Consider the following 19,775-nt stretch of genomic DNA (forward strand, 5'->3'; position numbering starts at 1 on the left):
GTGTGCGTTGTCGCGCTGAAAAATCGGAGTTGTGCGGGCGTGCGGCGCTCAGCCGCCGGAGCGTTTCACTGTCCAGCCCTTCTCTTGCAGGATCGGGACCAGGATGTCGCGCTGGTCCCCCTGAATCTCGATGGTATTGTCCTTGACCGTGCCGCCAGTGCCGCATTTGGCCTTGAGCACCTTGGCAAGGGCCTTGAGTTCGGCCCCTGACAGCGGCACGCCGGTCACCAGGGTGACACCCTTGCCCTTGCGCCCCTTGCTCTCCCGACTGACCCTTACAATGCCGTCCCCCGCGGGGGCGGGCTGCTCCGAACAGGTGCACTGGTCAACCGGGTTTCTGCAATCGGGACACATTCTGCCCTGTTCGGTGGAAAACACCAGACCACCCGTTCCACGTTTCTTCACTGGTTCTCCTTTGCGCAATTCAGGTCATTTCCCGGGAGGGTAACGGCTGAACATTTCCGTAACCACCTCGTTGATGAGTTTCTTGCGGGTCTCCGGTGACTGGTCCTGGTTCAGGTAGCGCTTGCTGGCTGCCCGCCAGACGACCCGGTCGGTTTCGCTGTCCACCAGTTCCAGGACCAGCTGGCCTTCCTGTATCTCCCGCGCCGGAGGTCTGGTGGCAAGGCCCCAGCCAAAAGCGCCGCCCCCGAAGCCAAGGCCGTAGGAAAAGCCGCTGGTATCCAGGCGCTCCACCTGCTGTATGCGGTAGCTGAGCAGCAGGTCCGCCTCGTCCTGACTTGCCTTCGTCAGCGCCTCACCGGCCAGCTCCCTCTCGACCGCCGCTTCGATACGGGTCGCATCCAGGGACTGATAGTCCTTGTCGTCCCGGGGCGCGAAGGCCCAGGTGTCGTACTGGCCAAAGGCAACACTTTCGTCGTAATCAGTGACCACATTGGCGGCACACCCACTGAGCAGCAGTGCCATTAACAGTAATGGGCCCAGTGGGCCGGTAACAGTCCGGTTCATGATGCACCTCCGGGTCAACGGGAATTCAGTGGCCATCTATCCAATACGTCGTCAAAACGCTACGGTTCTGCGCTAACCGCCGGCCTTCCCGTAATGGTAATTCAGTTGATTGGCCTCACAAAATGCGACCAGGGGCCCGATGGCCGCCTCCGGCAGCTGAACCCTCATGGTCACACCCTCACCATAGCTGGCCTGGGCCGGGTCTGCACCGTGCTGTTCGCACCAGTGCCTCAGGGGCTGCTCCATGGCGAAGGGCAGTTCAACAATCACTTCCTCCATGGGCTGGTTCACTACACGCCCGACAGCTGACAGCACGGACTCGGCGGCGCCGGCATAGGCCCTGACCAGGCCACCCGCCCCCAGCTTGATGCCGCCGAAATAGCGGATCACGATCACCGCCACATCCCCCATGTCCTTATACTGGATGACATTGAGAATGGGCTTGCCAGCGGTACCGGATGGTTCGCCATCATCGTTCATGGCCGCTTCGGCGGCCGAGCCGGGCGGACCGACCTGATAGGCCCAGCAGACGTGGCGGGCATCCGGATGATCCGCCCAGGCCTGGCTGACCAGGGCCCTGACGTCATCCCGGCTGTGAACCGGTGCGACCCGGGCGATAAACCGGCTCTTGCGAACCTCTGTTTCCCGTTCGAGCTGGCCGGCCGGCACCGGATAGGCCCGGCTCACCGGCCTCTCCCCGCTTCCGCCTCACCCAGGGAGGGATCATCCGGACCCGTGAAGACCGGTAGCCAGAGGGTCACCTGCAGGCCGCCCCCGGGAGCGTTGGCGGCGTCAATACGGCCGTCGTGGGCGAGTACGATGTCTCGGGCAATGGCCAGCCCCAGGCCCCAGCCCTTGCCGCTGCGGGCCTTGTCGGCCCGGTAGAAGGGCTCGAACAGGTGCGGGATCTCCGCTTCCGGAGCCCCGGGACCCTGATCCGTGATACGGCAGCGCAGCCAGTCCCCCTCGCGCTGCAGCCCGACGGTGACGGATTTGCCCGGCGGGGTGTAGTCCAGGGCATTCTGGAGGATATTATCGAGGCCACGGCGAAGCAGCTCTCCATTGGCCAGCACGGTGACCTGCTGGCAGTCGGGACCGGCCTCGAAATGGCAGTCCACCCGCTGGTGTTCGGCGTAGTCGGCCGCGTCCAGCAACACATCGTGAATGGCCCGGATCACCGGAACCGGCTCCCGGGTGATGCCATCGCCGGCGGATACCCGGTACAGGGTCAGGATCTGCCCGGTCATCTCTTCCAGGCGCTCATTCTGGCGCTGGATGCTTCTGATCAGCTCGAGCTCGACGCCGTTATCGGCCGCCAGCTCGATGGCAACACGCTGGCGGGCAAGCGGCGTCCGCAGGTCGTGGGAGATGTCCCGCATGAGCTGGGTCTGGCGATCCAGCAGATTGCACAGGCGTTCCGTCATGGCGTTGAAGGAGCGCGCCATCAGCCCGATCTCGTCACGGCGGCGGGCGATCCTTTCGTTGACCCGCAGGCTCAGGTCACCGCCGGCAATGGCCTGGGCGGTGCTTTCCATGTGCCTGAGCGGGCGTGACACCAGCCGGGCTATCCACCAGCAGGCGATGGTCAGCAGGATCAGCCCCAGGGACAGCTCCAGGATCCGGGCCATGGCCGGTGATATCCTGCCATCCCGGTCGGAACGCGGCCAGGCCACCAGGCGCTGGGTGTCGCTCACTTCAATCACTGCCGGTTTGCGGTGGTACCAGGACCGCATCCGCTCCCGGACGGAGTCCGGCAGCTGTTCCCGGGCATCGTCCACATCCACCAGCATCAGGTGCAGGTCCAGGCGCTCACCCTGGCTTCGCAGGTAGCGCCAGAATTCCCCCTGGTTATCGCCGCGACGCAGTCGGGCTGCTTCCACCGCCACATCACGCAGTCCTTCCAGCCGCTCGATTGCCTCCCGCTCCCGGTCCATCAGTTCCCGCGTGGCCAGGTTACTGACCACGATGGCGGTCGCCAGAGCCAGCCAGATCAGCAGGAATATCCGCCAGAACAGGGGAAAGGTGACCCTTTGTTTGTCCGATATCTTCAAGTGAACTCCTGAGGCTCAGCGAACGCCGGTGATGCGGTAGCTGTAGCCCAGTCCGCGAATGGTTTCGATCCGGGAGGGATCTTCCGGGCCCAGTTTTCGGCGCAGGTTGCTGATGTGCATATCGAGCGTACGGTCATGAGCGGCCAGACGGCGTCCCAAAGCCCATTGCATCAGGTCGGTCTTGCGCACCGCGCTGCCGGCGTGGGCCAGAAGCACCTGCAGCACCTCGTACTCGGTGGCGGTGAGGTCCAGTGGCTGTTCCCGCAGAAACACGCGACGCTGATCCTGCTCGACCCGCAGGTCTCCGAAGACCCCGTCGGGCGACGCCTCCGCCTGATGATCCCAGGCTACCCGCCGCAACACGGCGTGGATTCGCGCCACCAGCTCCCGGGGATTGCAGGGCTTGGGAATGTAGTCATCCGCCCCCACCTCGAAACCGACAATCCGGTCGGTCTCGTCACCTCGGGCGGTCAGCAGGATAACCGGCAGATGATTGCGACCCCGCAGCTTCCGCAGGACCTCAAGCCCGGAAACATCCGGCAGCATGATGTCCAGCACCACGATATCCGTCAGCCCCTCGGCGGCCAGGGCCAGGCCATCGCCACCGGTGGCGGCTTCCCGCACCTCGAAACCCTGTCCGCCGAGATAACGGGCCAGGAGCATACGCAACTCGTCATCGTCTTCAACCAGTAATACCCGGTTCTGCATCCGGAGATCCTTAGTCAACTTTCAGCCATTGCATGCAACCATACCAGCCGGGGACGTGATCGGGCGACGCTTTCTGTCGTACAGTAGCAGCACATTCCGAACCAACGCCGTGGCCGTATGGCCGCCGCTTTCATGTTGCTGGATCCTATGGCAGAACACCCCGCGCCCATCGGGCTCGATATTACCACCGTCAACGACATCCGCGAGATCGGCCGGGAGGACTGGCAGCGCTTCGCCGGTGAGACCAACCCGCTGGTAGGCTACGACTTCCTTGAAGCACTGGAGGCCAGCGGCTGTGTCACCCGTGAAACCGGCTGGCAATCGAGTCACCTGAAGCTCTACCGGGACGGTCGCTGGATTGGCGTCGCCCCGGCGTATCGCAAGTACCACTCCATGGGCGAATACGTATTCGACTGGGCCTGGGCCGATGCCTGGCAGCGTCACGGCGTGCCCTATTATCCCAAGTTACTGATCGCCGTCCCTTTCACGCCCTGCCAGGGCCCCCGGCTGCTGTTATCCGACGCCGACCGTGACAGTCTGGATGGCCAGCAGCTGCACCAGGTTCTGGATACCCTGCTGGAGCGCCTGCAGGTGCATTCCTGGCACCTGCTGTTTCCGGACCAGCGGGATCAGGAAATCCTGGCAGCACCCGGAAGCCTCCGGCGCACGGGCTGCCAGTTCCATTGGTTCAACGACCACTATCGTTCGTTCGATGACTTCCTGGCCCGCCTCACCTCCCGCAAACGCAAGTCCATCCGCAAGGAGCGTCGACTGGTGGCTGAACAGGGGATCGGTTTCCGGGAATGGCGGGGCGACGAGCTGCCGGATGACGTGCTGGATGACTTCTTCCTGTTCTACAGCGCCACTTACCTCAAACGGGGTCAGCGGCCCTACCTCAACCTGCTTTTTTTCCGCCTGCTGGCGGAACGGCTGGGTCCGCGCCTGCGAATCCTGACGGCGACCAGGGGCGGCCAGCGGATTGCCGCCGCTCTTTTCATCATGGGAGAGGATACGCTGTTCGGCCGTTACTGGGGCTGCCTTGAGGAATACAGCCACCTGCACTTCGAGACCTGCTATTACCAGGGCATCGACCTGGCCATCCGGGAGGGGCTGGCGCGGTTCGATGCCGGCGCCCAGGGCGAGCACAAGCTGGTTCGCGGGTTTGAGCCGGTGATCACCCACTCCTGGCACAATGTTGCCCATCCCGGCTTCCGGGAAGCGGTCGCCCGGTTCTGCGAGGAGGAGGCATCGGAGGTCCGGGCCTACCGCGAGGCCGCCCTGGAGGCGCTGCCGTTCCGGCAGGAAGACAGCTGAGGCGGCTCCAGCGGCCTGCCCTGCTATTTCTTTCTGTTCTCTTCCTGTATACGCTCGATCCGGCTCAGGGTCTGCTTCTGGGCCTCGGTGAGCCGGTCGCTGAAGGAAACAGGATAGGGCTCGTCCGGCTCCTCCAGGCTCTGGATCCGGTCCGGCAGTGACCCGAAAGCCCGCCGGGCATGCTCCACCTGGTCTTCCAGGGGAGCAATCGCCCCCTCCACCAGGGCGCCGTTCTCCATCAGGGGCTTGAGCAGTGGATCGCCTTCGGCGGTTTCCTCTTCAAGTGTGATGATGTCCCCCGCCATGCGACCGGTGTCGTCGTAACGCCGGAAAACCTGCTTCGGGCACGGCCAGGAGGTCTTGCCGGTGGACTTTTTCATCCTGGGCTCGCCGTCGTAGGCGGTGAGCTTGAAGGCCAGTTCGATGGCAGGAGAGTCCTTGGCCGCACCGATGGCGGTGCCCACACCAAAGCCATCGATGGGCGCGCCGGATGCGACCAGCTCCTGAATCTCGTACTCGTCCAGGCCACCACTGGCCATGACCTTGATATCCTTGAACCCGGCTTCATCGAGCATGGCCCGGCAATCACGGGCTTCCTCGCCTAGGTCGCCGGAATCCAGGCGGATACCACCGATGTCCACATCGGGATTTTCCTTCATCCAGCGGATGATGTTGCCAACCGCGGTCCGGGTGTCGTAGGTATCCACCAGCAGGATGGTGCCGGGGTACAGCTCGGCGTAGAGCCGGAAGGCCTTCATTTCATCTTCACAGGCCTGGATGAAACTGTGGGCCATGGTGCCTTTTATGGGCAGTCCGAAATCGCCGCCGGCCAGGACATTGCTGGTACCGGCCAGCCCGGCGAGCCGGTAGGCGCGAACGCCACGCCAGGCGGAATCCAGGCCATGCATGCGCCGCATGCCGAAATCCACCACGGGGCGGCCGTCCGCGGCATGCACCAGGCGCACGGCCTTGGAGGCCAGGGTCGATTCCAGATGCACATAGTTCATCACCAGACTTTCAAGGATCTGGGCCTCCGCCACCGGTGCGCAGACTTCCAGCAACGGCTCCTGGGGAAACACCGGCGTACCCTCGGGCACGGCCCGCACGGTGCCACTGAAGCGGAAGTCGCGGAGCCAGTCCAGGAAACCGGAGCTGAACTGGTCGAGTTCCTCCAGGCGCTTTATGTGGTCGTCGCTGAAACGCAGGGACTCGATGACCCTGGCTAGATGCTGCTGGCCGCAGGCCAGTACGAAGTTACGATGATCCGGCAGTTTGCGGAAAAACAGGCTGAACACGGCATCCCGGTCCATACCCGCATGCCAGTAGGCCTGGGCCATGGCAAGCTCGTAAAGGTCGACCATTAACGAGAGATCCTGCTCCCCCGGTATCAAAGGCTGATCTTTCATGGACATACTGCTCCCGTCAATTCCAGTGTCACTCATGCCTGCGCCGTTGCTTGAGCTGCTGTGGGCTACGCGGCCTCGCGGACAAGGTTAGCGCCCTTTTCCTCCAGCTCGGACAGCACTTTCGAGCCCTTGTCCCTGTCCACAGCGCGGGTGCCCTCAACGAGCAGGTCAACCTCGAAACCGTGTTCCAGGGCATCCCTGACCGTCGCCTGGACACAGACATCAAGCGCCAGGCCGGCCACCACCACGGTGCGGATGCCATGACGCTTCAGGTACTGGTCGAGTTCGGTGCCGTCAAAGGCCGAATAGCGGTCAGTCTCAAAGGCGGTGCCCTTGCTGACCCGGACCGCCTCGGCGGGAAGCTGCATCCTGGGGTGGAACGTTGCCCCGGGGGTATCCTGCACACAGTGCTCGGGCCAGGGGCCGCCGCGCTCCTCGAAACTGCAGTGCTCTTTCGGGTGCCAGTCGCGGCTTGCGATAACGGGCCAGGCGTTATCCTGAGCACGTTCTATCCAGCGATTGACGGTGTCGAAAATGGCGTCGCTCTCCGGCACCTCCAGGGCGCCGCCTTCACAGAAATCATTCTGTATGTCCACAAGCAGCAGGGCTGTGTTCTTATCCTTCACGGAACCTCCTATCCGGCAACAGCCGGCATCAGCGCGTTCGGGTTTTATCAACTGCTACCCTCAACTCTGGGGATGCAATCCAGTATAGACAAGGCCATTTCACCCCGAGGACAAAACATTAAGATTGCGTTATTCTTGCGTCAGTGAGACAACGAACAGCTTGCCGCTGAGGCAAAAACCAACAACCAGAATCCATAACCCGGCACGCTCCAATGACGCTCCAGCCCAGCAAATGTGGCCGCTTCCTGACTGCAATGACAGTGCTGTGCATGCCCGCTTTTGGCGCGGCGCAGACCCAGCCGGACGCAGCTTTTGATCTTGCCCTCGATTCCGAAGAAGCCATGCCCCAGGTCCTCACCACCACCAAGCTGCGCCAGCCCAAGTCGCGGGTCCCAGCCACAACAACGGTGCTGACCGGCGAGCTGATTCGCGACCTGGGCATTCGACACCTCTGGGAAGTGTTCCGACTGGTTCCGGGCATGACTGTGGGCTATGTGCAGAGCAACAAGCCCGTGGTGAGCTATCACGGCACTGTGGCGGATGAGCAGCGGCGGCTTCAGGTCCAGGTGGACGGCCGCACCGCGTACCGCCCCAACATCGCCGACATGGACTGGCACGCCATGCCGGTAGCCATTGAGGATATCGAACGGATCGAGATCACCCGGGGCCCGAACTCCGCCGCCTACGGCATCAACGCCTTCCTGGCGACCATCAACATTATTACGTTTTCCCCGGAGGACACTCACGGTTCGCGGGTGTCTCTGCGCGCCGGAGACCTCGGCTACCGTCAGGCCTATGGCTCCGTGGGCGGGGGAGCGGACCAGCACGACTGGCGACTGTCGGTTCAGCGCCGGGAGTCCGATGGCTTTGACTACAGGTTTGAGGATGAGGGCGACTCTCAGGACAAGTCAGAGGTCAGAAAGCCATTTGATGACAGCTACCGCTTCAACATCATCAATTACAGCTCCACTTACGATCTGACCGATCAGGATGCCCTGGACCTGCGGCTGGGGTATGTCGAAGTCTACGATGAGGAGGATGCCGCCCAGTACGGCAAGGCCTTCGGTATTGTCGGCGTACCGGCGGAAACCGGAGACGACTTCTACGGCCAGCTCAAGTGGACCCACAGCTTCAGCGACTCCCACCAGGTTCACATCCAGGCGGGCCACCAGACCTTCAACCGGCGCCAGCGATGGCGCAGTCTTGTGGATCCCGAGGACCTGGGACAGCCAGAGGGACTTCCCGAGCTCGGCACTGATGTAAACCAGGACATCAAGGAACAACGGCTGGAATTCGAAATCCAGGACACCCTGTCGGTGACCGAGGATCTGCGGATGGTCGCGGGGGTTGGCTACCGCGAGGACCGTTTCGAGTCAGACACGTTCTTCAACGGTTCCGGCAGCAATTACCAGACCCTTGTTTTCGGCAACCTGGAATACACTCCCTGGCACCGCCTGACCCTCAATACCGGCGCCAGCTGGGAGAAGACCACCAGCGTCGACGACAGCTTTTTCTCTCCCCGTGTGGCGGCCAACTTCCAGCTCACTGACTACCAGACCCTTCGGCTGGTCTACTCGAGAGCGGTGAGGACACCGGACGCCTTCGAGCAGAACGCCGACTGGGGTTACCGTGGCAGCAACGTCACACCGGAAGCCCTGTACGGTGGACTGGAAGGCCAGCGACTCCTGGAGTTCGTTGCCCCCGGCAATCTCGACGAGGAGCACATCACCTCGCGGGAAATCAGCTATCTGGGGCAGTTCCGGATGGGCCAGGGAATGCTCTTTACGGAAGTGAAGCTGTTCAGCGACAAGCTTCGCGATGTCATCAGCGGCCGCATTGCGGTGGATCGGGAGACCGTGGAGCTGCCCGACGGCAGCACCGTGACCCAGCCCCGCTGGAATCTGGACAACGTCCTGGCCATTGACCAGAAGGGCCTGGAAATCGAGGGCATGGTGCAATATCCCGACACCACTGTCCGGCTTACCTATGCCTACCTGGACCAGGACACCGAGTACCGGGGACCAGCCAACAAGCCGGCGAACGAGATCCGGCTATACAAGCGGCTGCAGGGTCGTCTCAGCGCCGAACATTCCGGCAGCCTTGCCTGGATCCAGCGCTATCCGGGGGATATATCGTCAGCCGCGGCCTGGTACACAGCCCATGACCTTGGGGAGTACCCCTATAATCGCGTTGACCTGCGCCTCGCCAAGGCGTTCTACCTGCCCCGCTTTAACTGGGAAGTGGCCGCCCGCCTGGAACATTACCCCAACGGTGGCCCTATCATGTTCTACGACAACAACTACAACGACGACACTCACTACTTCTTTGATATTTCGGCGAAATTCTAGCATCCGGACACGATTCCGGGCCTCCTCCGGCAGAGGCTTACAGGTTTGTAAGCCTTATCTCACAGGCCGCAGCAACAATGTCTGATTTCCCCGCATCTCCCGATCCGTAGAATGGCTCCTGTACACGGAAGTCACCAAGGGAATGCAATGGACTGACCAGCGTAGGGAAAGCGTAGTCAAGGAGTGAGGGCTACTGCAGGGAGTGTGGCAGCGGATTCATCAGGGATTGTGGTAACCGGTGGCCAGGACGCCCAATGGTACAGGGATGCTTCAAGGGAATACTGGCAAGGATGTCGCCCAGGGAATGGGCAGTGTCGAAGGAATCGGCATCGGGTCTGGTCGCGGACAAGGGGGCTACAGGGAACAGTAGCCCCAGCCCGTGCACCTGACCACTTCTTTGTTGCCCATCGGTTTGATCTGCACGTTCTCTTCCCGTTTAGATGCACATGGTTGGCAGCCTCTTGAGGCGGTTTTTGTCGTGGTTCCGTGGTTTCTGGCCCAGGGTAATCTGCCTGGGCCGCTGGTCAGCCCGCATTAACGTAACCAACAAACCAGCGACAGAGAAACCATGAAAAAGACACGACAGTTTTTTACTTCACTTGCACTGATTCTGAGCCTGTTTCCGGTCACCGCACAGGTCTGGGCCGAGGAACCCGCGCAGCAGGAAGCCAGCGTAGTCAATATCAACACCGCCACCGCAGCTGAGCTTGCGGTACTGGACGGCATTGGCGAAAGCAAGGCCCTGGCCATCGTGGCGGACCGTAATGCCAACGGTCCGTTTGAATCCGAGGACGATCTGACTCGGGTGCGTGGAATTGGCGATGCGACCGTGGAAAGCAACCGCAATCGCATCACCACCCGCTGACCCTTCCGCCCCGCCTGCCGGTGGGGCTTTTTTCGATTCTCCGGAGCGTGGCAGCTCCCCTCCCACCAAAGTCGTCTGGACACAGCCACCCGCTACCCCTATCGTTACCTTCAACGATTCCCTGATTCTGTACCGGATCCCATGGCTGACACCATCAAGCTCTATCCGCCAAAGCCCGACAAGGTCTATTTCTACGGCACCTGCCTGATCGACCTGTTTTATCCGGATGCCGGCATGGCGGGTATCCAGCTCCTGGAACGGGAAGGTATCGAGGTCGTGTTTCCGGAGGACCAGACCTGCTGCGGACAACCGGCCTGGACCTCTGGCTACCACGACGAGGCCCGGAAGGTGGCCCGCAGCCAGCTTTCCCTCTTCCCGGAGGACTGGCCCATCGTAGTGCCATCGGGCTCCTGTGGCGGCATGATGCGCAAGCACTACCCCCAGCTGTTCCGGGATACCCCCGAGGCACCCCTGGCCGCGGAAGTGGCCGGCCGGGTCTGGGAATTGACCGACTTTCTCCTCAACGTCTGCCACATCAAGCTGAAAGACCTTGGCTCACCTGCCACCGTTGCCATGCACACGTCCTGCTCCGCGCGGCGGGAGCTGGGCCTTGCGGAAACCGGGCCCAGGCTGCTCGCCCAGCTGGAGCAGGTGACTCTGGCGGAACAGGTGCGCCCCGAAGAGTGCTGCGGCTTTGGCGGCACTTTTGCGGTTCGTCACGGCGACATATCCGGTGCCATGGTGGCGGAAAAAGTGGAAGCCCTGACGGATTCCGGCGCCAGCACCTTCGTAACCACCGATTGCGGCTGCCTGATGAACATCTCGGGCTACGCCGAAAAGAACCGAAAGCCCCTCCAGGGCCAGCATATTCTCAGTTTCCTGTGGGAACGCACCGGCGACAAACCCGAGGGATCATCATGAGCCAGCAGACCGGGGCATCCCCCTCCGACGTCCGCCAGTTCCACCCCAGGGCCAGGGCGGCGATCGAGAACCCGAAGATCCGCAGGAACTTCCGCAGTGCCATGGATGGCCTGATGAGCAAGCGCCGGAATGCCTTCTCCGGGTGGGACCTGGAAGCGCTCCGGGATCTGGGCGCCGCCATTCGCCAGAATGCCCTTGCCCAACTGCCGGACCTGCTTGAACAGCTGGAGGCGAAGCTCACGGAAAACGGGGTCAGGGTTCATTGGGCGGAGGACGGCGAGCAGGCCTGTCGCATCGTTCTGGATATCTGCCAGGCCAGGAAGGCCAGAAGCGTGATCAAGGGAAAGTCCATGGTCTCCGAGGAAATGGACCTCAACCATTACCTGGAGGCGCGGGATATTGAAGCCCTGGAATCCGATCTCGGTGAGTACATCGTCCAGCTGGCTCACGAGACACCGTCCCACATCATCATGCCGGCCATCCACAAGAATACCGGTGAAATCTCGGAGCTGATGCACGAGAAAACCGGCACCGAGCGCTCCGATGATGTGGAGTACCTTACCGCCAGCGCCCGCCAGCAGCTGCGGGAAAAGTTCATGGCGGCGGATGTCGGCATTTCCGGAGTCAACTTTGCGGTAGCCCAGACCGGTACCCTTTGCCTGGTGGAGAACGAAGGCAACGGCCGCATGACCACCACGGTCCCGCCCTGCCACATCGCGGTCACCGGTATCGAGAAAGTGGTGCCGACCCTTGAGGATGTCACCGCCCTCTTGGCACTGCTGACCCGCTCGGCCACGGGCCAGCACATCACCACCTACGTCAACATGATTTCCGGGCCCCGCAAGACCGAGGAACTCGATGGTCCGGAAGAAGTACACCTGGTGCTGGTGGATAACGGCCGTTCCGGCATTTACCAGGACGATCAGCTGCTGGATACCCTGCGCTGTATCCGCTGTGGCGCCTGCATGAACCACTGCCCCGTGTATACACGGATCGGCGGCCACGCCTATGGCACCACCTATCCGGGCCCCATCGGCAAGATCCTGATGCCCCACCTGCTGGGCCTCGATGAAACCCGGCACCTCCCGTCGGCATCCAGTCTCTGCGGCGCGTGCGGGGAAGTCTGTCCGGTAAAGATCCCCATACCGGATCTGCTGGTACGCCTGCGCCAGGAGTCGGTGAACGGTGACCAGCTGCATCCGGCGCGGGTCCGGGGCCATGGCAGCAAGCGACACGCCGGAGAGGCCCTTGCCTGGAAAACCTGGCAATGGGTTCACGCCCATCCGGCGGCTTACCGGATGGGTACCGCCCTGGCCAGTCGCTTCAATCGCCTGCAGCCCGGCAAACTGGGCGCCTGGACCCGGTTTCGCACCGCCCCCCGGCTCGCCTCCAAAACCCTTCACCAGCGGTTGAAGGAGCGCGACTCATGAGCGCCCGGGATGCCATCCTCAACCGGCTCCGGCATCGCTCCGGAGGCGAGCTGACGGCGCCGGCAAGGGACTTCTCTGTGCTGGAACGGCCGCAATGGAGCACCGGGGAGAAGGTCCGAAGGTTCCGGGAAGCGATCGAGCCGGTTCATGGCGAGGTTCACCAGTGCCCGGCGGATAACTGGATCGATTGCCTGGCGGAGATACTTGCGCAAAAGGGGACCCGCAAGTTGCTCGTCGGCAACGCCGGCGATCCGGGCGACAGCCTGCGGCAGGCGCAGCGGGGTGACCTGCCGGAACTGATGATCTACGACGAGCCGATTTCCAGCTGGCAGGCGCACCTCTTTGAGGAAGTCGACGCCAGCCTCACCTCGACCCGGGGCGGCATTGCCGAGACCGGCTCGCTGATCCTCTGGCCAACCGTGGCGGAGCCGCGTCTGATGAGCCTGGTGCCTCCGGTTCATATCGCCTTGCTACGGGCGGACCAGCTCTACACCACCCTGCACGAAGCGATACGGGAACAGGACTGGTCCGCCGGTATGCCCACCAATGCCCTGCTGGTCTCAGGCCCCTCCAAGACCGCCGATATTGAGCAGACGCTGGCCTACGGGGTTCACGGCCCCAAAGAGCTGATAGTGCTGATACTGGAATGATCCGGGGCGTCCTGCTGATTGCCCTGGCCTCCATGCTCTGGGCCACCACCGGTATTGTCGCAAAATTCCTGTTCGCCACCACGGAACTGGAGGCCATTACGCTCGCCCTGCTGCGGCTGGTTGTGGCCCTGCCGTTTTTCTGGCTGTTGATGGTGCGGGAACTGAGACAGATAAGTGCCGGTGGTGCCGGCCAACCCGGACGCCACCTGCTGCCCCGGCCCGGACCCACTGCGCTGCTGGTACTGGCGGGGCTGGGGATGTTCCAGGCTTTCTATCAGGGCAGCTATCTGCTTGCCGTTGATCTGACCGGCGCCGGCATCGCCACGCTGATATCCCTGTGCCTGCCCCCGGTGTTCGTGGCCATCCTGGCGGCACCGTTACTGGGGGAGAAGCCCCGCCTGATCACGGTACTGAGTCTGGTCTCCGCCATCGCCGGTACCGCCATGCTGGTGGCCAGCGATATGGACACCACCGGTACCCTGCGGCTGACAGGCATACTGATGGCATTGCTGGCCGCATTGGTGTACACCGGCTTCACCCTCACCAGTCGTTACAATTCCGCCGGCACCCCGGTTTATACCACTGCCTTTATCTGCTTTCTGGTGGCAGCACTGCTGTTGTTGCCGGTGGCCTGGCTGTCCGGCGGTTTTGCGGGTCTTGGCACCCTCAAACTGAAACATTGGCTGATGGTGACCTATATTGGGGTAGTGCCCACCTGTGTGGGCTACCTGTGCTTTTTCACCGCGATGAAGACCACACCGGCAACGCTGTCCAGTATCATCGTCACCCTGGAGCCTCTGTTCGTGGCCCTGCTGGCCTGGCTGATCCTCGGAGAAGTTCTGGCCAATATCGGCATTGCCGGTGCTATCATCCTGACGGTGGCGGTGATCATCGCGTCCGTCAGCAGCCAGTCCCAATCCGCAAGCAAGGAGAATCAGTCCTGACCATGCAGGCACAACCTGAGAAGGAAAACCAGGCCCTGGGCATCGCCTTTCCCCGGAAAGCCGGCAGTGGGCGGCGCAGCACCTCGGAAGCATCACGGGTCATTCTTACCGCCGCCGCCGGGGCCGTGTCGGAAGACGCCGCCAATGCTGTCCAGGGCACCCGCAACTGGCGCAAGGAGTACGTCACCCATTTCCACCACCTGGTGGAGCTCGGCCTGGCAAGCCCGGAGAATGCCCTGGGCATCGCCCGGACCGGTCTGGCGGAGACCCATCGGCAGTTCGTGTTCAGCACACAGCAGGGGGATGCGTCCCTCGATGAAGCCATGGCCCAGCCGGACACCCCCTTCGGGACGCTGACCATCAACGGGCGCAGTCCCGATGGCCCCGCGCCCTGGGCGGTCCCCGTCAATGGCGAGCAACTTTCCGGAGAACGGCTGAGGGTCCAGCTGGAACGCTGGGTGGTTCGTGGCGTCATGGAGCCATCCGCGGCGGATGCACTACACCGCTGCCTGGACAACCCACACTGGTTCGACCTGTCCGATCGCACCTTCGCCCTGCTGGGTGCGGCTTCCGAAGCGGGACCGCTGAGCTGGCTGACCCGGTGGCGGGCCCGCATTCTTGCGGTGGACGTGCCGGCCTCGGCGCCCTGGCAGCGCATTCTGCAACTGGTCCGTGAGGGCAATGGCGTGCTCCATGCGCCGGTGGAGGCCGACAGCGAGCTGACGGAAGCCAGCATTGAGAGCGGATGGCAACCGGGACTCGGGGCCAATCTGTTGACCAGGACGCCGGATATTGCACACTGGCTGGCCAGCTTCGGCAAACCCCTGGATGTGGGCTGCCTGGCCTACCTCCATGGTGAAAAGCATACCCGGGTTTCCGTCGCCATGGATGCCATCGCCAGCCGGCTGCAGCAAGCAGACCCGGCAACCAGCATTGCCTACATGGCCACCCCTACCGACAGCTTCGCCGTGCCTGAACAGGTGGCGGAACGGGTAATGAGCGCCTGGCAGAACCGGTCCCTGCTGACCCGCGCCTGCCAGTGGCCGCTCGGTCCCCATGCTTTCGCCCCGGGTGTCACGCGCCTTTACGAAAGCGACAACGGCAAACGCTACGGCATTGTCGACAGCACCATTCCGCAACAGGGGCCTAACTACGCCCTGGCCAAGCGCCTGCAGCAGTGGCGGGCCACGGTATCCCGGGCTGAGGGTCGGTACGCGGTCATGAATATCGCGCCGTCAACCACGACCCGTTCGGTTGTCAGCAACCTGTCACTGGCAGCAGGATTTGCCGGCGCCGACCTGTTCGATGTGGAGGTGTTCGCGCCGGAAACCACCAATGCTCTGATGGCGGCTCTCTGGGTGCATGAACTGCGGTACGACAAGGCCTGTTCCCGGCCTGACACGCCACTGGATCACCCCTACGAGCTGTTCATGGACAATGCCATCCATGGCGGCCTGTGGTCGGTTCCGTACCTGCCCCGCACCGCTTTGCCCTTTGCGGCCGCGGCCGGCTTCGTCCGCCGCTTCCTGCCCGGCGGGAAACGCTGATAGCGTCCCGTCCGGGTAATTCGCGGACTACTGCTTGCGCTGCTTTTCCAGCATGTCCGGCTGCAGGATCTCGATCCAGTAGCCATCCGGGTCCTTGATAAAGGCCAGCCCCTTCATCTTGCCGTCGTCCGGTTTCTTGACGAACTCCACGTCCAGCTCCGCAAAGCGGTCGCAGGCCCCATAGACGTCCGGGACCGCCACGCCGATATGACCGAAGCCCTGAGGCTCGTCGTTGCCATTGTGGTAAGCGAAGTCCGGGTCGTTTTCGGTGCCCCAGTTATGGGTCAGTTCCAGCATGGCCTCGCGGCCGAAGGTATAGGTGGTGCGGTGAGCGTTGTCTTCCGGAACCCTCTGGGCCTCGCGATCATCCAGGTAACCCAGGAAATAGAGGGTGAACTTCATTTCCGGAAATTCCAGCTTGCGAACCAGGCGCATGCCCATCACCCGGGTGTAGAAATCCAGTGACCGCTCCGGGTCCTTGATGCGCATCATGGTCTGGTTGAAGACGTAGCCTTCGGTTTCGGGTACCGCGGCGTCATACAGACCCGGGGCCTGCTCAAAATGTCGGGGCATTGGGGGAGCTCCTCTGCGGTTGAAGAAATGCATTTGCCACAACCGGTATACCTGCGTGCCGTCCGGTCGGATTTCAAGACCGTGAATATTCGGTTTCCCGGTGGCAACTCGCCTTCACGCAAGGATAAACTGTGGCCTGTTTTCAGCGGGCAACAGGATCACGATGAAATCTCAGCGATGGGCATCCACTTCAGGCAAGAGACTGGCGCTCTTTTCGCTGTTGTTTGTTGGCCTGACCGCCGCGGGCCTGTGGGTGGTCTATCGACAGTTCGCTGACCGCAGCCTGACCTTCGACTGGCGCCTGCTCGACCCCGGAGCCATCGCCGCAATCGCCGGACTGCTGCTTGTCTACTTCTCCAGCGACGGTCTGCGCCTCTATTTCACGCTCCGCGCCCTGGGCTACCGGGTGCGGCTGAAGGCAATCGCCCGGCTGGTTTTTATCAATATTTTCTTCTCCAATATCACGCCCATGGCCACCGGTGGGGGATTTGCCCAGATCTGGTATCTTCAGCGGGAAGGTGTGCCGGTGGGCTATGCCACGGCCGCCACCACCATCCGGACCGTACTGGCCGTGATCTTCATATTTTCCCTGGCGCCGATTTTCCTGGTTACCCTGCCGGCTCTGCAGGAGCAACCCCTGCTCGGTGACATCAGCTGGATCCTGGCCATCCTGATTGTGCTGTACCTGGGGTTCTTCACGGTGGTTCTGTTCCGCGCCCGCTGGCTGATCCCGCCTCTCAGTGGCTCTCTGACCCTGCTGGATCGCTGGCACCTGATCAGCCCGCAGCGCCACCGGCGCTGGCAGTTCAAGGCGCGGAGGGAGATGATGAGGTTTTCCCGGAGTTTCGGCTATTATATTCGGGGTGAACGGCGCTATGTCGGGCTATCGGTCGTGTTCACCGCCCTTTTCCTGACCAGCCTGTTCAGCTTTCCCTGGGTGCTGATCACATCCCTCGGATACGACGTTTCCTGGCTGAACACGCTTGGGCTGCTGGTGGTCACCACCTTCATCATGTACTTCTCCCCAACGCCCGGGGCATCGGGCATCTCCGAAGGGGTCTTTGGCAGTTTTTTCCGGGGTCTGCTGGGGGGCGACCATCTGGTGCTGGTAACCGTCGCCTGGCGGGTGGTCACGATCTATCTCGGCATGCTGATCGGCCTGTTGCTGTTGCAGAGGGACCTCACCAGGAGTCACAAGCGATGACCCGCAATCCACTCAAAGTCCTGTTCTACCTGAACGTCATCGTGGTTGTCCTGTTGCTGGGCTACAAGGCGTACCTGAATTATGTCCTGCCGGAATTCGAAGGCGTTCATACAGACCAGCTCGAACGGATCCATGAGCGCCTGGAGGGCGATGAGAGTTTCCGGTTCGCTGTGGTGGGCAATATCAGTAACTCGGTGGGCATGTTCGAAAAACGCATCATTCCCCATATCAACAACAGTGATGCCCGGTTCATGGTCTCCGCGGGTAACGCCGTCAGTAATGGCGGTGAAGACAAATACCAGGCACTCTACGGCACGCTCCAGCACCTCGACATTCCCTACCTGCTCACCTTCGGCGACAACGAGCACAGCACCTTTGGCAGTTATCGCTTTTACGAGCACTTCGGTCCCCATTTCTTCAGCTTCCGGACCGGCGATACCCGCTTCATCTTCCTGGACAGCACCGGAAAGACGCCCTGGCAGTGGCAGGTGCGCTGGCTGAGCGACCTGCTCTCCCAGGACAGCTCCGGGCACCGCGTGGTCTTCCTGGGTCATCCACTGTTTGAGGTGGATGACCCCCTGCTGTTCGAGGCGAGGGATGACTACGTTCAGCCGGAAGCCTTCCGCAATGCCCTGCTGGAGCTTTTCAGGCAGTATCGGGTGGATATGGTGTTCTCCGCCAACCTCGCCACCTGGGCGGAACGGGAAGTGGCCGGCACCCGTTTCATCACCACTGGCGGGGCCGGCGGCCTGGTACTCAATACCGACAGCAGTTTCTACCACTACGTCATGGTCACGGTCACGCCGGAGGAGATCCGCGCCGAACTGGTGCCACTGGAGAGCAGGCAGCATCCGGTACTGCGCCATCTCGAAAGCCTTTGGTTTGTCGTCTACTCCATCTTTTACACCGGCTTTCTGAACTTCATCCTGGTCGTCAGCGTGCTGACGATACTGGCGATCAAACTGTACACGCGGGTTTTCAAGGACCGGGATTACTATCCCAACTACGACCTGGACCCCACCCCCTGGCTGGACAGGCCGCTGCGGGTGGCGATGTTCACCAACAATTACCTGCCCTTTATCGGCGGGGTGCCCATTTCCATCGAGAGGCTGAGGCAGGGGCTGGTGAAACTGGGCAATCAGGTCCTGGTGATCGCTCCCCGCTACCAGAACCAGCCGGAAGAAGAGTTTCACGTGGTTCGGGTGCCCTCCCTGCTGTCGGTGGGCGCGAAGCGCGAGTTCCGCATGGCCAACATATTCCTCCGGCGCATCCGTACCCAGGTACGCAAGTTCCGGCCGGACGTGATTCACCTTCATCACCCTTTCTGGCTTGGTTCCCTGGGGCTGTTCCTGGCCCGCTGGCTCAACGTGCCCGCCGTGTACACCTATCACACCCGCCTGGAGCACTATGCCCACTTCGTGCCACTGCCGGGGCTGCTGTTCCGTAACCTGATTTCCCATGCCCTCATCAAGCGCTTTGCCAACAAGTGTGACGGTGTCATCGTGCCCACCTACTCCACGGAGGAATACCTCAGGATGATCGGGGTGAAAACACCCACGTTCGTCCAGCCCACGGGCATCGAATTCGGGAAATTCCGGGAGGTTCCCGATGCGGACATTACCGCGTTGCGGGAAAAACTCGGCATCAGGAAAGAGGAACGGGTGTTCATCAGCGTGGCCCGGCTCTCCAACGAGAAGAACATCGACTTCATGATCGAGTCCCTCAGTGAGCTTCGCTTGAAGACCGAGCGGCCCTTCCGTTTCCTGATGATTGGTGACGGGCATCAGCGTGACCGGCTGCAGGACCGCATAAACGAGCTTGAAATGGCCGACTGCATCACCCTGGTGGGGGCCGTTCAACCCGGAGACATGGCCACCTGGTATCGCCTCGGCGACGTTTTTCTGTTTGCGTCCAAGTCCGAAACCCAGGGCATGGTTATCCTGGAAGCCATGGCGGGAGGCATGCCCGTGGTGGCGGTGCGCTCAAGCGGTATCGACGATGTGGTCCAGCAGGGGCACAACGGCTACAAGACGCCGGAGCGGGAAGATCTCTGGCGACAGCGCGTCCAGATGCTTCTGGAGGACGACACCCTGCGCAAGGAACTGTCAGCCAATGCCCTGGCCTTTGCCAGGGATCATTCCGTGGAAAACTTCGCCGGCAGGGTGAAGGAAATCTACGCCCACCTGCTCGCAAGCCGGGCCGATAACAGCTCCTGAAGT

Annotated in this window: 18 protein-coding genes; 10 read left to right on the forward strand and 8 right to left on the reverse strand. The window is 62.1% G+C overall.

Annotation, left to right across the window (positions count from 1 at the left end):
- Positions 1–48: 48 nt before the first annotated feature.
- The 5 genes from BM346_RS06620 to BM346_RS06640 form a co-directional block, all read right to left on the reverse strand.
- The gene (locus BM346_RS06620) at positions 49–405 is read right to left on the reverse strand and encodes a translation initiation factor Sui1 (protein WP_092009988.1); all 357 of its coding nucleotides are present in this window, start codon (positions 403–405) and stop codon (positions 49–51) included.
- 24 nt (positions 406–429) lie between these two features.
- Entirely contained in the window at positions 430–969 is a 540-nt protein-coding gene (locus tag BM346_RS06625) for a DUF4136 domain-containing protein (protein WP_092009990.1), read from the reverse strand.
- A 72-nt stretch (positions 970–1,041) separates the two neighbouring features.
- Positions 1,042–1,656 carry an IMPACT family protein gene (locus BM346_RS06630; RefSeq protein ID WP_092009992.1) on the reverse strand — a complete coding sequence of 205 codons (615 nt, stop codon included), beginning with the start codon at positions 1,654–1,656 and terminating at the stop codon, positions 1,042–1,044.
- Positions 1,653–3,020, reverse strand: a complete 1,368-nt coding sequence (locus tag BM346_RS06635; RefSeq protein ID WP_227662874.1) for a sensor histidine kinase — start codon at positions 3,018–3,020, stop codon at positions 1,653–1,655. Before BM346_RS06635 ends, BM346_RS06630 begins: the two co-directional genes overlap by 4 nt.
- Positions 3,021–3,035: 15 nt before the next feature.
- On the reverse strand, positions 3,036–3,728 hold the full coding sequence (locus tag BM346_RS06640) for a response regulator transcription factor (RefSeq protein WP_092009994.1): 693 nt from the start codon (positions 3,726–3,728) through the stop codon (positions 3,036–3,038).
- A 147-nt stretch (positions 3,729–3,875) separates the two neighbouring features.
- Between BM346_RS06640 and BM346_RS06645 the strand changes: the two genes are divergently transcribed.
- Complete coding sequence (locus BM346_RS06645) at positions 3,876–5,042, forward strand: GNAT family N-acetyltransferase (RefSeq protein ID WP_092009996.1); 1,167 nt, start codon at positions 3,876–3,878, stop codon at positions 5,040–5,042.
- Between the two features lie 23 nt (positions 5,043–5,065).
- Here BM346_RS06645 and BM346_RS06650 read toward each other — a convergent pair whose 3' ends face one another.
- The gene (locus tag BM346_RS06650; RefSeq protein WP_174805149.1) at positions 5,066–6,448 is read right to left on the reverse strand and encodes a nicotinate phosphoribosyltransferase; all 1,383 of its coding nucleotides are present in this window, start codon (positions 6,446–6,448) and stop codon (positions 5,066–5,068) included.
- A gap of 65 nt (positions 6,449–6,513) precedes the next feature.
- Positions 6,514–7,074 (reverse strand): isochorismatase family protein, encoded by a 561-nt coding sequence (locus BM346_RS06655; protein ID WP_092010000.1) that lies wholly within the window; start codon positions 7,072–7,074, stop codon positions 6,514–6,516.
- A 212-nt stretch (positions 7,075–7,286) separates the two neighbouring features.
- On the opposite strand from BM346_RS06655, the gene BM346_RS06660 reads away from it, so the two are divergent.
- From BM346_RS06660 to BM346_RS06690, 7 genes are all read left to right on the forward strand, one after another.
- Complete coding sequence (locus BM346_RS06660; RefSeq protein WP_092010002.1) at positions 7,287–9,422, forward strand: TonB-dependent receptor plug domain-containing protein; 2,136 nt, start codon at positions 7,287–7,289, stop codon at positions 9,420–9,422.
- Positions 9,423–9,990: 568 nt separating this feature from the next.
- A complete protein-coding gene (locus BM346_RS18380; RefSeq protein ID WP_092010004.1) occupies positions 9,991–10,287 on the forward strand; it encodes a ComEA family DNA-binding protein in 297 nt (98 codons plus the stop codon).
- A gap of 141 nt (positions 10,288–10,428) precedes the next feature.
- Positions 10,429–11,208, forward strand: a complete 780-nt coding sequence (locus BM346_RS06670) for a (Fe-S)-binding protein (RefSeq protein ID WP_092010006.1) — start codon at positions 10,429–10,431, stop codon at positions 11,206–11,208.
- Positions 11,205–12,638, forward strand: coding sequence for a LutB/LldF family L-lactate oxidation iron-sulfur protein (locus BM346_RS06675; protein WP_092010007.1), 1,434 nt, complete (start codon positions 11,205–11,207; stop codon positions 12,636–12,638). The genes BM346_RS06670 and BM346_RS06675 overlap by 4 nt, the downstream gene beginning before the upstream one ends.
- Positions 12,635–13,288, forward strand: coding sequence for a LutC/YkgG family protein (locus BM346_RS06680; RefSeq protein ID WP_092010008.1), 654 nt, complete (start codon positions 12,635–12,637; stop codon positions 13,286–13,288). Before BM346_RS06675 ends, BM346_RS06680 begins: the two co-directional genes overlap by 4 nt.
- Entirely contained in the window at positions 13,285–14,232 is a 948-nt protein-coding gene (locus BM346_RS06685; RefSeq protein WP_092010010.1) for a DMT family transporter, read from the forward strand. The genes BM346_RS06680 and BM346_RS06685 overlap by 4 nt, the downstream gene beginning before the upstream one ends.
- A 2-nt stretch (positions 14,233–14,234) precedes the next feature.
- Positions 14,235–15,779, forward strand: a complete 1,545-nt coding sequence (locus tag BM346_RS06690; protein WP_206675682.1) for a hypothetical protein — start codon at positions 14,235–14,237, stop codon at positions 15,777–15,779.
- A 27-nt stretch (positions 15,780–15,806) separates the two neighbouring features.
- Here the strand turns inward: BM346_RS06690 and gloA are convergent, their stop codons facing one another.
- Positions 15,807–16,352 (reverse strand): lactoylglutathione lyase, encoded by a 546-nt coding sequence (gene gloA, locus BM346_RS06695; RefSeq protein WP_092010012.1) that lies wholly within the window; start codon positions 16,350–16,352, stop codon positions 15,807–15,809.
- A 163-nt stretch (positions 16,353–16,515) separates the two neighbouring features.
- Here gloA and BM346_RS06700 point away from each other — a divergent pair, with 163 nt between their 5' ends.
- Together BM346_RS06700 and BM346_RS06705 are read left to right on the forward strand one after the other, a co-directional pair.
- On the forward strand, positions 16,516–17,556 hold the full coding sequence (locus tag BM346_RS06700; RefSeq protein ID WP_092010014.1) for a lysylphosphatidylglycerol synthase transmembrane domain-containing protein: 1,041 nt from the start codon (positions 16,516–16,518) through the stop codon (positions 17,554–17,556).
- Positions 17,553–19,772, forward strand: a complete 2,220-nt coding sequence (locus BM346_RS06705) for a glycosyltransferase (RefSeq protein ID WP_092010016.1) — start codon at positions 17,553–17,555, stop codon at positions 19,770–19,772. Before BM346_RS06700 ends, BM346_RS06705 begins: the two co-directional genes overlap by 4 nt.
- The last annotated feature ends 3 nt before the right edge of the window (positions 19,773–19,775 follow it).

This window comes from Marinobacter daqiaonensis (assembly GCF_900115285.1).
In the GTDB taxonomy this organism is placed as follows: domain Bacteria; phylum Pseudomonadota; class Gammaproteobacteria; order Pseudomonadales; family Oleiphilaceae; genus Marinobacter; species Marinobacter daqiaonensis.